The sequence below is a fragment of the Streptomyces sp. NPDC006463 genome (assembly GCF_042870715.1).
Lineage (GTDB): Bacteria > Actinomycetota > Actinomycetes > Streptomycetales > Streptomycetaceae > Streptomyces.
Genome location: NZ_JBIAHP010000002.1, coordinates 268920 through 283214 on the forward strand (window position 1 = coordinate 268920; position 14295 = coordinate 283214).

Here is a 14295-nt window from a genome sequence, read left to right on the forward strand (position 1 = left end):
TGTCTAGTCGGCGTCGCGGAGGAGGACATCGTCGTCGAAGCAGGTGCGGGCGCCGGTGTGGCAGGCGGCTCCGACCTGGTCGACCTTGACGAGCACGGTGTCGGCATCACAGTCGAGGGCGACGGACTTCACGTGCTGGAAGTGGCCGGAAGTATCCCCCTTCACCCAGTACTCCTGGCGGCTGCGGGACCAGTAGGTACAGCGGCCGGTGGTCAGGGTGCGGTGCAGGGCCTCGTCGTCCATCCATCCGAGCATGAGCACCTCACCGGTGTCGTACTGCTGGGCGATGGCCGGTACCAGGCCGTCGGCGGAGCGCTTGAGGCGCGCGGCGACGGCGGGATCGAGGTTGCCGGGGCGGGGGGACGTACTCATGCGGCCATTGTGCCGGGCCACGACGCTCGAAACGGATCTCTGTCCGCCTGATGGGCAGGCGCGCGGCGGGATCCAGCCGTAGGCTGACCGGCATGTCTACCCATGCGAAGCGTGAACGACTACTGCTGGCCGATTTGTTGGAGGCGGCGGGGCCGGAGGCGCCGACGCTGTGCTCCGGCTGGAGCTGCCGGGAGCTGGCGGCGCACGTGGTCGTCCGGGAGCGTCGGCCGGACGCGGCGGGGGGCCTGCTGCTGAACGTGCTCAAGGCGCGCCTGGACAAGGCGATGGACGAGTACACGGCCAAGCCGTACGAGGAGCTCCTCCAGCTGATCCGGACCGGGCCGCCGAAGCTGTCGGTGTACGCCCTGAAGCCGATCGACGAGGCGGCGAACGCGGTGGAGTTCTTCGTCCACTCGGAGGACGTCCGGCGGGCGCAGCCGGACTGGTCGCCGCGGGAGCTGGACCCGGTGTTCGCGGACTCCCTGTGGACCCGGCTGGAGAGGCTGGCCCGGCTGACGGGCCGGCGCTCGCCGGTGGGCCTGGTCCTGCGGCGGCCCGACGGCCGCACGGCGGTGGCGCACAAGGGCGTGCCGGTGGTGACGGTGACGGGCGAGCCGGGTGAGCTGACGCTGTTCTGCTTCGGCCGCCAGGACTCCGCCGCGGTGACCCTGGACGGTGACAAGGAGGCCGTCGCGCTGCTGACGACGGCGCAGCTGGGCATCTAGCGGGACTGACATCCGGGCGGGGTGCACCTGGCTCTGCCTGGGCGGCTGAGGCGATCGGCGGGCCCGCCCGGAGACCGGGCGGGCCCGCAGCGCGTCAGCGGACCGGGTGGCCGGCCTCTCGCAGGGCTGCCTTGACCTCGGAGATCCGCAGGTCGCCGAAGTGGAACACCGAGGCCGCGAGCACCGCGTCGGCGCCCGCCGCGATCGCCGGCGGGAAGTGCTCCAGCTTGCCGGCGCCGCCCGAGGCGATCACCGGGACCGTGACGTGCTTGCGCACCGCCGCGATCATCTCGGTGTCGTACCCGTCCTTGGTGCCGTCGGCGTCCATCGAATTGAGCAGGATCTCCCCGGCGCCCAGTTCGGCCGCCCGGTGGGCCCACTCGACGGCGTCGATGCCGGTGCCCCGGCGGCCGCCGTGGGTGGTGACCTCGAAGGAGCCCGACGCGGTCCGGCGGGCGTCGACCGACAGGACGAGGACCTGGCGGCCGAAGCGTTCGGCGATCTCCTGGATGAGCTCGGGGCGGGCGATGGCGGCGGTGTTCACGCCCACCTTGTCCGCGCCGGCCCGCAGCAGCTTGTCCACGTCGTCGGCGGCGCGCACGCCGCCACCCACGGTCAGCGGGATGAAGACCTGCTCGGCGGTGCGGCGCACCACGTCGTAGGTGGTCTCGCGGTTCCCGGAGGACGCGGTGATGTCGAGGAAGGTCAGCTCGTCGGCGCCCTCGGCGTCGTACAGCTTGGCCATCTCCACCGGGTCACCGGCGTCGCGCAGGTTCTGGAAGTTGACGCCCTTGACGACCCGGCCGTTGTCCACGTCCAGGCAGGGGATCACCCGTACGGCGAGGGTCATGCCGCACCTCCGTACGCTTCCACCTCGACCTCGACGACCATGCTGGGGTCGACGAAGCCGGAGACGATGATCATCGATGCGGCGGGGCGGACCGCGTCGAACAGTTCCTTGTGGGCGCGGCCCACATCGTCCACGTCCCGGGCGTGGGTGAGGTACATCCGCGTGCGGACCACGTGCTCCGGGCCGAGCCCGGCCTGGGCGAGGGCCTTGAAGGCGACGCCGAAGGCGGCGACGGCCTGGTCGTACGGGCCATTGGCGTCGGCCGCGGTGCAGCCGGAGACCAGGACGAGGCCGTTCGGGAGCTGCACGGCGCGGGAGTAGCCGATGACGTCCTCGTAGGCGCCACCGGAGGAGATGCGGCGCACCTCGGAAGTGCTGCTCATGCGGAGACCACCTTCAGGGCTTCTTCCAGCGTGAAGGCCTTGGCGTACAGGGCCTTCCCGACGATCGCGCCCTCGACGCCCAGCGGGACCAGCTCGGCCAGCGCCCGCAGGTCGTCCAGGGAGGAGATGCCGCCGGAGGCCACGACGGGCCGGTCGGTGGCGGCGCAGACGTTCCTCAGCAGCTCCAGGTTGGGGCCGGTCAGCGTGCCGTCCCTGCCGATGTCGGTGACGACGTACCGGGCGCAGCCCTCGGAGTCCAGGCGGGCGAGGGTCTCGTACAGGTCGCCGCCCTCGCTGGTCCAGCCGCGGCCCTTGAGGGTGGTGCCGCGGACGTCGAGGCCGATCGCGATCTTGTCGCCGTGCTCGGCGATCGCCTTGGCGGCCCACTCGGGGGTCTCCAGGGCGGCGGTGCCGAGGTTGACCCGGGTGCAGCCGGTGGCGAGGGCAGCGGCGAGCGAGGCGTCGTCGCGGATGCCGCCGGACAGCTCGACCTTGATGTCCATGGCGGCGGTGATCCCGGCGACCAGGGCGCGGTTGTCGCCGGTACCGAAGGCGGCGTCCAGGTCGACCAGGTGCAGCCACTCGGCGCCGGAGGCCTGCCAGGCGAGGGCCGCCTCCAGCGGGGAGCCGTAGGAGGTCTCGCTGCCGGACACCCCGTGCACGAGGCGGACGGCCTGTCCGTCGCGGACGTCGACCGCGGGGAGGAGCTCAAGCGTCTTGTGCATCAGAGGGTCTCGATCCAGTTGGTGAGGAGCTGGGCTCCGGCGTCGCCGGACTTCTCGGGGTGGAACTGGGTCGCCCACAGGGCGCCGTTCTCCACCGCCGCGACGAACGGCTCGCCGTGGGTGGCCCAGGTGACGCGGGGGGCACGGATCGCCGGGTTGGTGACCTCCAGGGTCCACTCGCGCGCCGCGTAGGAGTGCACGAAGTAGAACCGGGCGTCGGCGTCCAGGCCGGCGAAGGCCTGGCTGTCGGCCGGGGCGTCGACGGTGTTCCAGCCCATGTGGGGGACGACCGGGGCCCTCAGCGGGCCGACCGTGCCGGGCCACTCGTCGAGGCCCTCGGTCTCGACGCCGTGCTCGATGCCGCGCTCGAAGAGGATCTGCATGCCGACGCAGATGCCCATGACCGGGCGGCCGCCGGAGAGCCGGCGGCCGATGATCCAGTCGCCGCGGGCGTCCTTGAGGCCCTGCATGCAGGCGGAGAAGGCGCCGACGCCGGGGACGAGGAGTCCGTCGGCGTCCATGGCCTTGTCGTAGTCGCGGGTGATCTCGACGTCGGCGCCGACGCGCGCCAGGGCGCGCTCGGCGGAACGGACGTTGCCGAAGCCGTAGTCGAAGACGACGACGCTCTTGGTGGGACGGGTGGTTGCGGCAGTGCTCATGCCCAGATTCCTTGGATTCGCAGGACCCCGGCGGCCAGACACATCGCCGAGGCGATGGCGAGCAGGAAGACGACCGACCTGGGCATCTGCTGCTTCTGGAAGGAGTAGACGCCTCCGGCCAGGAACAGGCCGAGGACGATCAGGATCGTGTTGAGCCCGTTCACGGTTAGAGGGCGCCCTTCGTGGAGGGCAGGATGCCGGCCGCGCGCGGGTCGAACTCGGCCGCGTAGCGCAGGGCGCGCGCGAGCGCCTTGAACTGGCACTCCACGATGTGGTGGGCGTTGCGTCCGTACGGGACGTGGATGTGCAGGGCGATCTGGGCCTGCGCGACGAAGGACTCGAAGATGTGCCGGGTCATCGTCGTGTCGTAGGTGCCGATCATCGGCGCCATGTTCTCGGGCTCGGTGTGCACGAGGTAGGGGCGGCCGGACAGGTCGACGGTGACCTGGGCGAGGGACTCGTCGAGCGGCACGGTGCAGTTGCCGAAGCGGTAGATGCCCACCTTGTCGCCGAGGGCCTGCTTGAAGGCGGCGCCGAGCGCGAGGGCGGTGTCCTCGATGGTGTGGTGGGTGTCGATGTGCAGGTCGCCGTCGGTCTTGACGGTGAGGTCGAAGAGGCCGTGGCGGCCGAGCTGGTCGAGCATGTGGTCGTAGAAGCCCACGCCCGTCGAGACGTCGACCTGGCCGGTGCCGTCGAGGTTTATCTCGACGACGACCGAGGTCTCCTTCGTGGTCCGTTCGACCCGTCCGATGCGGCTCATGCGTGCTGCTCCTTCTTCAGTGCGCGAACCGCTTCCAGGAACGCGTCGTTCTCGGCCGGGGTGCCCGCGGTGACCCGCAGCCAGCCCGGTACGCCGTTGTCCCGGACCAGGACACCCTGGTCGAGGATCTTCTGCCAGGCGGTGTGGGAGTCCTCGAACCTGCCGAACTGGATGAAGTTCGCGTCGGACTCGGTGACCTCGTAGCCGATGGCCCGCAGTTCGACGACGAGCCGGTCCCGCTCGGCCTTGAGCTGCTCGACGTAGCCGAGCAGGGTGTCGGTGTGTTCCAGGGCGGCCAGCGCGGTCGCCTGGGTGACGGCCGACAGGTGGTACGGCAGGCGCACCAGCTGGACGGCGTCGACCACGGCGGGGTGCGCGGCCAGGTATCCCAGGCGCAGTCCGGCGGCGCCGAAGGCCTTGGACATGGTCCGGGAGACCACCAGGTTCGGCCGGCCCTCGATGAGGGGCAGCAGCGAGTCGCGGTGGCTGAACTCCACGTACGCCTCGTCCACGACGACCAGGGACGGCTTGGCCGCCTGCGCGGCCTCGTACAGGGCGAGGACCGTCTCGGCCCCGACCGCCGTGCCCGTGGGGTTGTTGGGCGAGGTGATGAAGACGACGTCGGGGGCGTTCTCGGCGATCGCCTGCTCCGCCGCCGCCACGTCGATCGTGAAGTCGTCCCGGCGCGGGCCGGAGATCCAGCCGGTGCCGGTGCCCCGGGAGATCAGCGCGTGCATCGAGTACGAGGGCTCGAAGCCGATCGCGGTGCGGCCGGGCCCGCCGAAGGTCTGCAGCAGCTGCTGGATGACCTCGTTGGAGCCGTTGGCGGCCCATACGTTCTCCCGCGCGACCGGGTGCTTGGCCGTACGGGTGAGGTAGGCGGCCAGCTGGGTGCGCAGCTCGACCGCGTCCCGGTCGGGGTAGCGGTTGAGGGTGCGGGCGGCGTCGGCGACGCGCTCGGCGATGCGCCGGACCAGCTCCTCGGGCAGCTCGTACGGGTTCTCGTTGGTGTTCAGCTGGACGGGCACGTCGAGCTGCGGGGCGCCGTACGGGGTCTTGCCGCGCAGTTCGTCCCGGATGGGGAGGTCGTCGATTCCGGTCACGCCTGGGGGACCTTCCATCCGAAGCGCGCCTTCAGGGCGGCGCCGTGCGCGGGCAGGTCCTCGGCCTCGGCCAGCGTCACCACGTGGTGGGTGACCTCGGCGAGGGCCTCGCGGGTGTAGTCGACGATGTGGATGCCGCGCAGGAAGGACTGCACGGACAGGCCGGAGGAGTGGCAGGCGCAGCCGCCGGTGGGCAGCACGTGGTTCGAACCGGCGCAGTAGTCGCCGAGCGAGACCGGGGCCCACGGGCCGACGAAGATCGCGCCGGCGTTGCGTACGCGGGCGGCCCAGGCGGCGGCGTCGGCCGTCTGGATCTCCAGGTGCTCGGCGCCGTACGCGTCGACGACCTTGAGGCCGTCCTCCAGGCTGTCGACCAGCACGATCGCGGACTGCTTGCCCGCGAGGGCCGGCTTGATCCGGTCGTGGACGTGCTTGGACGCCGCGACCTGCGGCTCCAGCTCGCGCTCGACGGCGTCCGCGAGCTCGGCGGAGTCCGTGACGAGGACGGCCGCGGCCAGCGGGTCGTGCTCGGCCTGGCTGATCAGGTCGGCGGCCACGTGCACCGGGTCGGCGGTGGAGTCGGCGAGGACCGCGATCTCGGTCGGGCCGGCCTCGGTGTCGATGCCGATCTTGCCGGTGAAGTAGCGCTTCGCGGCGGCGACCCAGATGTTGCCGGGGCCGGTCACCATGTTGACGGGCAGGCAGTCCTCCGTGCCGTACGCGAACATCGCGACGGCCACGGCGCCGCCCGCCGCGTACACCTCGTCCACGCCGAGCAGCGCGCACGCGGCGAGGATCGTCGGGTGCGGCAGGCCGCCGAACTCCTTCTGCGGCGGGGAGGCCAGCGCGATCGACTCGACGCCCGCCTCCTGTGCCGGTACGACGTTCATCACGACGGAGGACGGGTAGACCGAGCGGCCGCCCGGGGCGTACAGCCCCACGCGCTCCACCGGAACCCACTTCTCGGTCACCGTGCCGCCGGGGACCACCTGGGTGGTGTGCTCGGTGCGGCGCTGGCCCCGGTGCACGATCCGGGCGCGCCGGATCGACTCCTCCAGGGCGGCGCGGACGGCGGGGTCGAGCTCGTCGAGGGCGGTCTTGAGGGCCTCGGCCGGCACCCTGACCTGCTCCAGCGTCACCCCGTCGAACTTCTGCGCGTACTCGATCAGCGCCGCCGTGCCACGATGATGGACGTCCTCGCAGATGGGCCGCACCTTGTCCAGGGCAGCTTCTACGTCGAACTCGGCACGGGGCAGCAGGTCGCGCAGGGCGCCGCCCTCGGGAAGGGCGTCACCGCGCAGGTCGATACGAGAGATCACCCCCCAATTCTCTCAGACCGTCTCGCGCCACCGTTCGCCCGTATCACTGGCTGATACACGCCCCGGATGTCACAGGCGCCCGTTAGCTTGGATCTACACGTATGACAGCGGAGGGGGGCCGCCATGACCGACGCACGCGCGGGTACCGAGGAACGCGTGGGCGAGGAGCCGGCCGACCTCTCCGCCTCCGAGCGCCGCATGTGGACCGCGTACCGCACGGGCAGCGTCTGCGACCTCAGCGTCCGCATCGGCGACCGGGACGATCCGCACGGCCGGCACGTCTGGGGCCCCGAGCGCAGCGTGCGTGCCCGGGTGGTGGCGCTGCTGCTGCTCCACGGGCCGCCGCCCGTGCCGGGCCGGGTGGCCTCGCTGAAGCTGCGCGGCGTACGGATCACCGGGCGGCTCGACCTGTCCGGGGGCACCGTGAGCCCGTACGTGGAGCTGCAGTCCTGCAGCTTCGACAGCGAGATCCAGCTGTCCGAGGCCCGGTTCGGCACCCTGCGCCTGGTGAACTGCGCGATCCCCCGGCTGGAGGCGGCCCGCCTGCACACCGAGGGCGATCTGCACATGCCGCGCTGCCGGGTGGCCCGGGGCATCCGGCTGACCGACGCGCAGATCGGCACCGACCTGCTGATCAGCCAGGCAGTGGTGCAGAAGGACTCCAAGGGCCGGGCGATCGCCGCCGACGGGATGTCGGTGGCGCAGGACTTCCAGGGCGAGCTGCTGGAGACGTACGGCGAGGTGAGCCTGCGCGGCGCGAAGGTCGGCGTGTCGATGAACCTGCGCGGGGCCCGCCTGCGCAACCCGAACGGGCGGTACGCGCTGAACGCGCCGCAGCTGACCGTCGAGCGGACCCTGTACCTGACCTCGATCGCCCTGGACTACGTCCCCGGGTCGAACTCCTCCACTCCCCCGTACGGACTGGGGCTGACGCCGACGCGCGGTCAGCCCTCGCAGCGCTTCGAGTGCCGGGGCGGGCTGCGGATGGACGACGGCCGCTTCGGTGACGCCATCGACTTCTACGGGGCGCGCTTCGTGCTCACCGACGAGCAGGAGATATCCCTGCGCCGGATCCAGACCCCCGAGTTCCGCTTCGTCGGCGAGCGGCCCGAGCACGGCAGGGTCGTGGTGTCGGGGTCCAAGGTGGTCAAGCTCGTCGACACCTCCACCAGCTGGCCGGGGCCGGGCGGGGTGTCGATCGAGGGCTTCGTCTACGAGAACCTCGCCCCCCGGGGCCACTTCCCCCTGTCCCGCCGGCTGGCGTGGGTGGAGGCGGCCACGCCCGAGTACTCGCCGGAGCCGTACGAGCGGCTGGCCGCCGTACTGCGCGCCAGCGGTGAGGACGCGGACGCCCGCGAGGTGCTGCTGGCCAAGCAGCGCCGCCGCCGGGCCACCCTGCCTCCCGCGGCCAGGGCCTGGGGCTACGTCCAGGACTGGACGGTGGTCTACGGGTACCGCCCGGGCCGGGCCGCGCTGTGGATGCTGGTCCTGTGGGCGGCGGGCGCAATGTTGTTCTCCCAGCACCGGCCGCCCCCGATCAAGGCGGACGAGCATCCGACGTGGGACGCCGCCCTGTACGCCCTGGACCTCCTGCTCCCGGTGATCGACCTCGGTCAGCAGGGCCAGTGGAAGGTGGAGGGCGGCTGGCAGTGGGGAGCGGCGGCCCTGGTCCTGCTCGGGTGGATCCTGGCCACCACGGTGGCGGCGGGCGCGTCGCGGCTGCTGCGGCGGGGGTGACGGGGGATAGGGCGGGTCGGCCCGCGGCCATTACCCTGTGCCTCGTGACCACCGTTCGCCTGCCCCTCTTCCCCCTGAACTCGGTGCTGTTCCCGGGACTCGTCCTCCCGCTGAACATCTTCGAGGAGCGTTATCGCGCCATGATGCGCGAGCTGCTGAAGACGGGCGAGGACGAGCCGCGCCGTTTCGCGGTCGTCGCCATCCGCGACGGCCGCGAGGTCGCCCCGACCGCGCCCGGCCTGCCCGACCAGACGGCCCTGCCCGAGCGCGGCCCCGCGGCGGGCTTCGGCCCGGACCCGGTCCAGGCCTTCCACCGCGTGGGCTGCATCGCGGACGCGGCGACGATCCGGGAGCGGGAGGACGGCAGCTACGAGGTCCTCGCGACGGGCACCTCACGGGTCCGGCTGATCTCGGTCGACGCCTCGGGCCCCTTCCTCACGGCGGAGCTGGAAGAGCTCCCGGAGGAGGCGGGCGAGGGCGCGGGGGCCCTGGCCGAAGGGGTGCTGCGGGCCTTCCGCAACTACCAGAAGCGGCTGGCCGGAGCCCGCGAGCGGTCCCTGACCGGCGCGGAACTCCCCGACGAGCCGTCGGTGGTCTCGTACCTGGTGGCAGCGGCGGCGGTGCTGGACATCCCGGCGAAGCAGCGGCTGCTCCAGGCCCCGGACACGGCGACCCGCCTGGCGGAGGAGCTCAAGCTGCTGCGCACGGAGACCGCGGTGATCCGCCACCTGCCCTCGCTGCCCGCGGTGGACCTGACCCGTACCCCGACGAGCCCGAACTGACCGATGGCGAAGAAGAAACCGGCCGGGACCCCGGCCATCGTGGCCCTCACCGCGGCGGGCGCCGAGTTCACCACGCACGCCTACGAGCACGACCCTGCGCATCCCTCGTACGGCGAGGAAGCCGCCTCGGCGATGGGCGTCTCACCCGACCGGGTCTTCAAGACTCTCGTCGCGGAGGTGGACGGAGTCCTGACGGTGGCGGTGGTCCCGGTCTCGGGCTCGCTGGACCTGAAGGCCCTCGCCTCGGCGGTGGGCGGCAAGCGGGCGGTGATGGCCGATCCCGCCCTGGCGGAACGCACGACGGGCTACGTCCGGGGCGGCATCTCCCCGCTCGGCCAGCGCAAGCGCCTGCGCACGGTGATCGACGCCTCGGCCTGCGACCACCCGACCATCTGCTGCTCGGCGGGCCGCCGCGGCCTGGAGGTCGAGCTCTCCCCGTCGGCCCTGGCCGAATTGACCGGCGCCACGCTGGCCCCGATCGCCCGCCCGTAACGTCTGCGGCGCCGCCGCTGTCAGGGGCTCCGCCCTCCCCGGCCACCGCCTGCGGCGGGTCAGGTTCGCGGGGGCTCCGGCGCGGTCGGGTCGGCGTGGACGTGCGGCGGCGGGTAGACGGCCCAGGCGGGCTCCGGGTCCGGGTCCCGCGGGGACCAGAGGGCGGTCAGGCCCAGGTGCACCAGGACGGCCGTCATCGGCCAGACCAGCAGCACCCCGTGCGCCAGCATCTGCAGCGGCGCGTCGAACGGGACGCCCTTCCCCGCCTTCAGCGCGGCGGCCGGCAGGTCCGAGGACGGCCCCAGCCACAGCCCGAACCGCCACCCCACCAGCGCGGCGAAGAGGGACCCGAGCCCGAGCCCGATCACCAGCGGCACACCGCCGCGCCGGCGCCACAGGAAGACGGCGACGGCGCTCAGTACGCCCAGCCCCGCCGACAGCAGGAAGAAGGTCCCGTCGGCCCCGATCCGCGCCTCGCTCTCGCTGTTGCGCAGGAACACCGCCTCGCCGTTGGAGACGTACTGCACCCGTGGCGCCAGCCACACCCACAGCAGTCCGAGGAGCAGGCCCGCGACCCCGACCGCCAGGGCGACGACGGCCCCGTCCCGGATGTCCTGCGGGGCGATGGCCGCATCGGCCCCCGGCTTCTCGGGCGGGAGCGAGGGCGGGTCGAGAGGAGACGACGGGGTCACGGCTTCGGTCACCCCCACATCGTGCCAGGTGCGTCCGCCGTCGGCGTCAGCGGACCGCCGCCCGCCGGTACGCCCAGGTGGCGACGGCCAGCGACAGGACCCCGACGGCCCCGCACACGCCGAGGTCGAAGGCGACCGCGGCCCAGTCCGGATCCGGGGCGAAGGTCCGTGCGAACGCCTCCACCCCGTACGTGGAAGGCAGCAGGTCCCGCGCCCACACGATCACCTCCGGCATCCGCTCGGGGGGCAGCACCCCCAGCAGCAGCGCCGCCGACATGCCGAGCTGCCCGGCCAGGGTGGCCAGCTCCTGCCGCGGCGCCAGCAGCCCCAGCGCCGCGCCGAGCCCGGCCAGCGCGGCCCCGGCGAGCGGCACCACCGCGACCAGGATCCACAGGCCGCCCATCGGCAGCCCGAAGAGCACGGACCCGAAGACGGCGGTGACCAGGGTCCCCGGCAGCGTGAAGGAGGCGTACGCGGCGGCCGCGCCCAGCACCACCGACGCGGGCGGCACCGGCAGGGTGGCGTAGTGGTCGAGGCCGCCGCCCGCCCGCAGCTGCCCGAAGTACTGAGCGAGCAGGTTCAGCGCCACGAAGGCCACGACGAGGACGGAGGAGCCGGCCACGACGGCCCGGGCCTCGGAGCCCCCGTCCACCACCCCCCGCATCAGGATCATGATCCCGACGGACTGGAAGGTGGCCACGAACAGCAGCGGGATCCGCGCCACCCGGGCCCGGGACAGCTGCGCCCGGTACACGGCGGCCAGCGCGGGGAAGAACCGCGCCTTCGCAGCCAGCTCGGCGGGAGCACACTCGGCGGGCACGGCGCCCGCGGCGCCCACGGCACCCGCGGTGCCCACGGCAGCGGTAGTCACGACTTGACCAGACCCTTCATCCGCCCGCCCAGCGCCAGGTAGACGTCCTCCAGGCTCGGTGTCGCCAGCGTGAAATCGTCGAGGGCGGCGAAGGCCGGCCCCCCGGTGACGGCGGCCACCGCCGCGCGCGCCTCCTCGGGCGGCAGCCGCAGCACCCAGCGGCGCCCCGACTCGGTGGCCAGCGGGGCGAGCGCCGCGACCTGCGGAACCTCCAGCGGCGGGACGGACCGCCACACCAGCTCCAGCCGGACCTCGCCCGAGACCTTGGCCTTCAGTCCGGCCGGGGTGTCGCAGGCGATGACCCTGCCCTGGTCGATGACGGCGACGCGGTCGAGGACCGTCTCGGCCTCGATGACGTTGTGGGTGACGAGCAGGACGGTGGCGCCGTGCTGCTCGCGCCGCCGGTCCACGGCGGACCACACCGCGCGGCGGGCCACCGGGTCCATGCCGGTGGTCGGCTCGTCGAGGACCAGTACCGGCCGCTCCCCCACCAGCGCGGCGGCGAAGCAGGCCAGGCGCCGCTGTCCGCCGGAAAGCTTCTTCAGGGGCCGCCCGGCGAGGGCGGTCAGCCCGAGCTCCTCCAGTACGGCGTCACGCGCCGCCCGCGCCGCCCGGGCGTCGAGCCCGCGCAGCCGGCCGGTGGTCTCGGCGGCCAGCGACACGGTGAGCTCGTCCAGCGCGGTGGACTCCTGCCCCAGGTAGGCGAGCAGTCGCGCCGCACGCCCGGGGTGGCGTACGAGGTCGTGGCCGAGCAGGGTCACGGTGCCCGCGTCGGGGCGCATCAGCCCGGTGAGCTGGCGGACCAGGGTGGACTTGCCGGCGCCGTTGGGGCCGAGCAGACCGAAGATCTCGCCGCGCCGGACGTCCAGGGACACGCCGTCGTTGGCACGGGTCTCGGGCAGGGCCGGAGCCCCGCGCCGGCCCCGTACGGCGGGATACGTCTTCACCAGGTCACGCACGGCGCAGACCACGTCGGAGGCCGCTGCCGCTGTTGCCGCCGTCTCCGGCGTCCCGCGGGGTCCTGCCTGTGCTGTGCCCGTACTCACGAGGGAGCAGCCTACGCGGCTCCCGCCCCTACTCGGCCGCCGGGGTCGACGGCGCGGCCGCTCCCAGGGGCGGTGATCCCGGCACCGCGGCCGGTACGGCGGCCACGTGTTCGGCGGCCGCCCGGACGTCGATCTCCCGCCAGAAACCGGCGCGGATGGCGTAGCGGTCGTGCTCGTCGATCTGGTCGTCCTTGTGCGCGAGCAGCCCGAACCGGGCGGCGTAGCGCAGCAGCTCCCCGTCGATCCGGTGCGGGATGCGCGGGTACATCGTGGCCAGCTTCTGCAGGTGGACGGTCTCCGGGAGCCGCTCCATCCAGCGCCGGGCGAACACCTGTCCCACCTCGAACGGGTCGCCGCCGACGGTGGTGATGTCCTCCTCCCGGTCGGCCCAGCGCTGCTCGGCGCTGGTGAGCTGGGCGAGGGTGGGCAGCGAGGCGGTCTCGGCGGGTTCGCCGAGCGGTCCGGCGCGGTCGATCCAGCCCTTGTCGGAGGACCACCGCAGGGCGCTGCCGGCGGGGGGCTGGCTCCCGTTGGAGGCGGGCGCGGCCTGCTGCCCGGGTGCGCGCAGCGAGCCGGCCAGGTCCTTGGGCGTGGGCACGGCCCGGCCCCCGGGGGTGGCGGGCGCGGGTACGGGGGCTCCGTCGGCCTCGTCCTCCCGGGCGTCGGCGGAGCCGTTGCGGGCGGCTTCGGCGAGCGCCGCCTCGGGCAGCGGGGCGGAGAGGATGGCGGCGATTTCGGGGCGCGGGGCGGGCGGCGGGGAGCACAGCCCGGTGAGGTCCTTGGCACGGACGGCCCGGGTGATCCAGGCCCGGTCGAGGACGCGGCGTTCGTCGGCCTCCGCGACGAGGTCCTCGGACTGGTTGTAGTCCCCGTCGGCGGCCTGTACGGCCCACAGGTGGACGGCGACCCCGTGCTCCTTGGCGGACATCAGGCCGGGCAGCAGGTCTCCGTCGCCGGTCACCAGGACCACGTCGGAGCAGGCGCGGTTGCGGGCCAGCTCTGTGAGTTCCGCGTGCATGGCGGCGTCGACGCCCTTCTGCGCCCAGCGGCCGTCGCTGCGGGTCAGGGCGCCGAGGCGGACGGTGACGCGGGGCATCACGCGCAGCCGCCGGTGCTCGGGCTGCGGCACCCGGTCTGGTGCCCCGTCGAACCAGTAGATGCGCAGCAGGGGCTGCTCGGTATCCGCTTCGGCGCGCTCACGCAGGCCCTGGATGAGGGCGGCATGGTCGACGGTGATGCGGGATCGGGAGGGCTCTCCTGCGAGAAGGCTCGCGGCGGCGCCCAGCAGATAGCCGGCGTCCACCAGGACGACGCAGCGGTCCACGCGTACCACCCTCTTCCCTGGGGGTCCTCGATAGGTTTTCCCCGAGTCTGCCCGACCGCAAGGGTGTTGACGGCCGGAACTCGATCATCGGCGTGGCGGATCTCACAGGCGGGAAGGAGACGGGCTCCGACTACGCGCGGTAATGATCCAAAATGCGCGATTTCTGGCGTTGTGTGAGTGTGAAGGCGGTCCTGGCCCCTAGACCCTCACGGAGGCTCCACCATGGCCAAGAACAAGCAGCAGAAGCAGCCGAAGCAGCAGCAGGCCCGTTCGTCCGCGTCGGACCCGTCGCGCAGCTCCTCGGAATCCTCGCCCGGCTCGACCTCGCAGGCGCCGAGTCCGATGGACATGGCCCACAAGAGCAAGACGAAGAAGTTCGGCCACAACTGACGCCTTCGCGTCCCGTGACCGGAAAAGGGCCTGCCCGGCGATGCCGGGCAGGCCCTTCCGTACGC

At 72.9% G+C, this 14295-nt stretch carries 18 protein-coding genes; 5 read left to right on the plus strand and 13 right to left on the minus strand.

The features are described from left to right. Window positions 1–3: 3 nt before the first annotated feature. Window positions 4–372, minus strand: a complete 369-nt coding sequence (gene hisI / locus ACFYOB_RS05020) for a phosphoribosyl-AMP cyclohydrolase (protein WP_388554647.1) — start codon at window positions 370–372, stop codon at window positions 4–6. Window positions 373–464: 92 nt separating this feature from the next. On the opposite strand from hisI, the gene ACFYOB_RS05025 reads away from it, so the two are divergent. Then, a complete protein-coding gene (locus tag ACFYOB_RS05025; protein ID WP_388554650.1) occupies window positions 465–1097 on the plus strand; it encodes a TIGR03085 family metal-binding protein in 633 nt (210 codons plus the stop codon). Between the two features lie 94 nt (window positions 1098–1191). Here ACFYOB_RS05025 and hisF read toward each other — a convergent pair whose 3' ends face one another. Genes hisF through hisD form a run of 8 tightly spaced genes read right to left on the minus strand, consistent with a single transcriptional unit; the run spans window position 1192 to window position 6896 of the window. Beyond that, the gene (gene hisF, locus ACFYOB_RS05030) at window positions 1192–1947 is read right to left on the minus strand and encodes an imidazole glycerol phosphate synthase subunit HisF (protein WP_388554653.1); all 756 of its coding nucleotides are present in this window, start codon (window positions 1945–1947) and stop codon (window positions 1192–1194) included. After that, window positions 1944–2330 (minus strand): RidA family protein, encoded by a 387-nt coding sequence (locus ACFYOB_RS05035; RefSeq protein ID WP_388554655.1) that lies wholly within the window; start codon window positions 2328–2330, stop codon window positions 1944–1946. The genes hisF and ACFYOB_RS05035 overlap by 4 nt, the downstream gene beginning before the upstream one ends. Then, window positions 2327–3055, minus strand: coding sequence for a bifunctional 1-(5-phosphoribosyl)-5-((5-phosphoribosylamino)methylideneamino)imidazole-4-carboxamide isomerase/phosphoribosylanthranilate isomerase PriA (gene priA, locus ACFYOB_RS05040; protein ID WP_388554657.1), 729 nt, complete (start codon window positions 3053–3055; stop codon window positions 2327–2329). Before priA ends, ACFYOB_RS05035 begins: the two co-directional genes overlap by 4 nt. Further along, entirely contained in the window at window positions 3055–3714 is a 660-nt protein-coding gene (gene hisH, locus ACFYOB_RS05045; protein WP_388554659.1) for an imidazole glycerol phosphate synthase subunit HisH, read from the minus strand. The genes priA and hisH overlap by 1 nt, the downstream gene beginning before the upstream one ends. Then, window positions 3711–3878, minus strand: a complete 168-nt coding sequence (locus ACFYOB_RS05050) for a hypothetical protein (RefSeq protein ID WP_328925204.1) — start codon at window positions 3876–3878, stop codon at window positions 3711–3713. Before ACFYOB_RS05050 ends, hisH begins: the two co-directional genes overlap by 4 nt. Before the next feature lie 2 nt (window positions 3879–3880). Continuing rightward, the gene (hisB, locus tag ACFYOB_RS05055) at window positions 3881–4474 is read right to left on the minus strand and encodes an imidazoleglycerol-phosphate dehydratase HisB (protein ID WP_326591415.1); all 594 of its coding nucleotides are present in this window, start codon (window positions 4472–4474) and stop codon (window positions 3881–3883) included. Next, entirely contained in the window at window positions 4471–5577 is a 1107-nt protein-coding gene (locus ACFYOB_RS05060; protein WP_388554663.1) for a histidinol-phosphate transaminase, read from the minus strand. The genes hisB and ACFYOB_RS05060 overlap by 4 nt, the downstream gene beginning before the upstream one ends. Continuing rightward, window positions 5574–6896 carry a histidinol dehydrogenase gene (gene hisD / locus ACFYOB_RS05065; RefSeq protein ID WP_388554666.1) on the minus strand — a complete coding sequence of 441 codons (1323 nt, stop codon included), beginning with the start codon at window positions 6894–6896 and terminating at the stop codon, window positions 5574–5576. The genes ACFYOB_RS05060 and hisD overlap by 4 nt, the downstream gene beginning before the upstream one ends. 123 nt (window positions 6897–7019) lie before the next feature. On the opposite strand from hisD, the gene ACFYOB_RS05070 reads away from it, so the two are divergent. Genes ACFYOB_RS05070 through ybaK form a run of 3 tightly spaced genes read left to right on the plus strand, consistent with a single transcriptional unit; the run spans window position 7020 to window position 9907 of the window. Then, entirely contained in the window at window positions 7020–8633 is a 1614-nt protein-coding gene (locus ACFYOB_RS05070; RefSeq protein ID WP_388554669.1) for an oxidoreductase, read from the plus strand. Between the two features lie 44 nt (window positions 8634–8677). Next, a complete protein-coding gene (locus ACFYOB_RS05075) occupies window positions 8678–9415 on the plus strand; it encodes an LON peptidase substrate-binding domain-containing protein (RefSeq protein WP_388554672.1) in 738 nt (245 codons plus the stop codon). Between the two features lie 3 nt (window positions 9416–9418). After that, window positions 9419–9907, plus strand: coding sequence for a Cys-tRNA(Pro) deacylase (gene ybaK / locus ACFYOB_RS05080; protein ID WP_388554675.1), 489 nt, complete (start codon window positions 9419–9421; stop codon window positions 9905–9907). 59 nt (window positions 9908–9966) lie between these two features. Here ybaK and ACFYOB_RS05085 read toward each other — a convergent pair whose 3' ends face one another. The 4 genes from ACFYOB_RS05085 to ACFYOB_RS05100 all read right to left on the minus strand — a co-directional run bounded on the left by ACFYOB_RS05085 (window position 9967) and on the right by ACFYOB_RS05100 (window position 13849). After that, window positions 9967–10611, minus strand: coding sequence for a hypothetical protein (locus ACFYOB_RS05085; protein ID WP_388554677.1), 645 nt, complete (start codon window positions 10609–10611; stop codon window positions 9967–9969). Between the two features lie 34 nt (window positions 10612–10645). Next, on the minus strand, window positions 10646–11455 hold the full coding sequence (locus ACFYOB_RS05090; protein WP_388555559.1) for an ABC transporter permease: 810 nt from the start codon (window positions 11453–11455) through the stop codon (window positions 10646–10648). Between the two features lie 11 nt (window positions 11456–11466). After that, window positions 11467–12441, minus strand: a complete 975-nt coding sequence (locus ACFYOB_RS05095; RefSeq protein ID WP_388555562.1) for an ABC transporter ATP-binding protein — start codon at window positions 12439–12441, stop codon at window positions 11467–11469. Between the two features lie 103 nt (window positions 12442–12544). After that, window positions 12545–13849 (minus strand): NYN domain-containing protein, encoded by a 1305-nt coding sequence (locus tag ACFYOB_RS05100; protein ID WP_388554679.1) that lies wholly within the window; start codon window positions 13847–13849, stop codon window positions 12545–12547. A 213-nt stretch (window positions 13850–14062) separates the two neighbouring features. On the opposite strand from ACFYOB_RS05100, the gene ACFYOB_RS05105 reads away from it, so the two are divergent. Beyond that, entirely contained in the window at window positions 14063–14230 is a 168-nt protein-coding gene (locus ACFYOB_RS05105; protein WP_388554681.1) for a hypothetical protein, read from the plus strand. Window positions 14231–14295: the final 65 nt, after the last annotated feature.

Excerpts from the sequence above, each read along its gene's own strand:
- hisI (WP_388554647.1), bottom strand. The coding sequence starts at position 372 with ATGAGTACGTCCCCCCGCCCCGGCAACCTCGATCCCGCCGTCGCCGCG.
- ACFYOB_RS05025 (WP_388554650.1), top strand. The coding sequence starts at position 465 with ATGTCTACCCATGCGAAGCGTGAACGACTACTGCTGGCCGATTTGTTG.
- hisF (WP_388554653.1), bottom strand. The coding sequence starts at position 1,947 with ATGACCCTCGCCGTACGGGTGATCCCCTGCCTGGACGTGGACAACGGC.
- ACFYOB_RS05035 (WP_388554655.1), bottom strand. The coding sequence starts at position 2,330 with ATGAGCAGCACTTCCGAGGTGCGCCGCATCTCCTCCGGTGGCGCCTAC.
- priA (WP_388554657.1), bottom strand. The coding sequence starts at position 3,055 with ATGCACAAGACGCTTGAGCTCCTCCCCGCGGTCGACGTCCGCGACGGA.
- hisH (WP_388554659.1), bottom strand. The coding sequence starts at position 3,714 with ATGAGCACTGCCGCAACCACCCGTCCCACCAAGAGCGTCGTCGTCTTC.
- hisB (WP_326591415.1), bottom strand. The coding sequence starts at position 4,474 with ATGAGCCGCATCGGACGGGTCGAACGGACCACGAAGGAGACCTCGGTC.
- ACFYOB_RS05070 (WP_388554669.1), top strand. The coding sequence starts at position 7,020 with ATGACCGACGCACGCGCGGGTACCGAGGAACGCGTGGGCGAGGAGCCG.
- ybaK (WP_388554675.1), top strand. The coding sequence starts at position 9,419 with ATGGCGAAGAAGAAACCGGCCGGGACCCCGGCCATCGTGGCCCTCACC.
- ACFYOB_RS05105 (WP_388554681.1), top strand. The coding sequence starts at position 14,063 with ATGGCCAAGAACAAGCAGCAGAAGCAGCCGAAGCAGCAGCAGGCCCGT.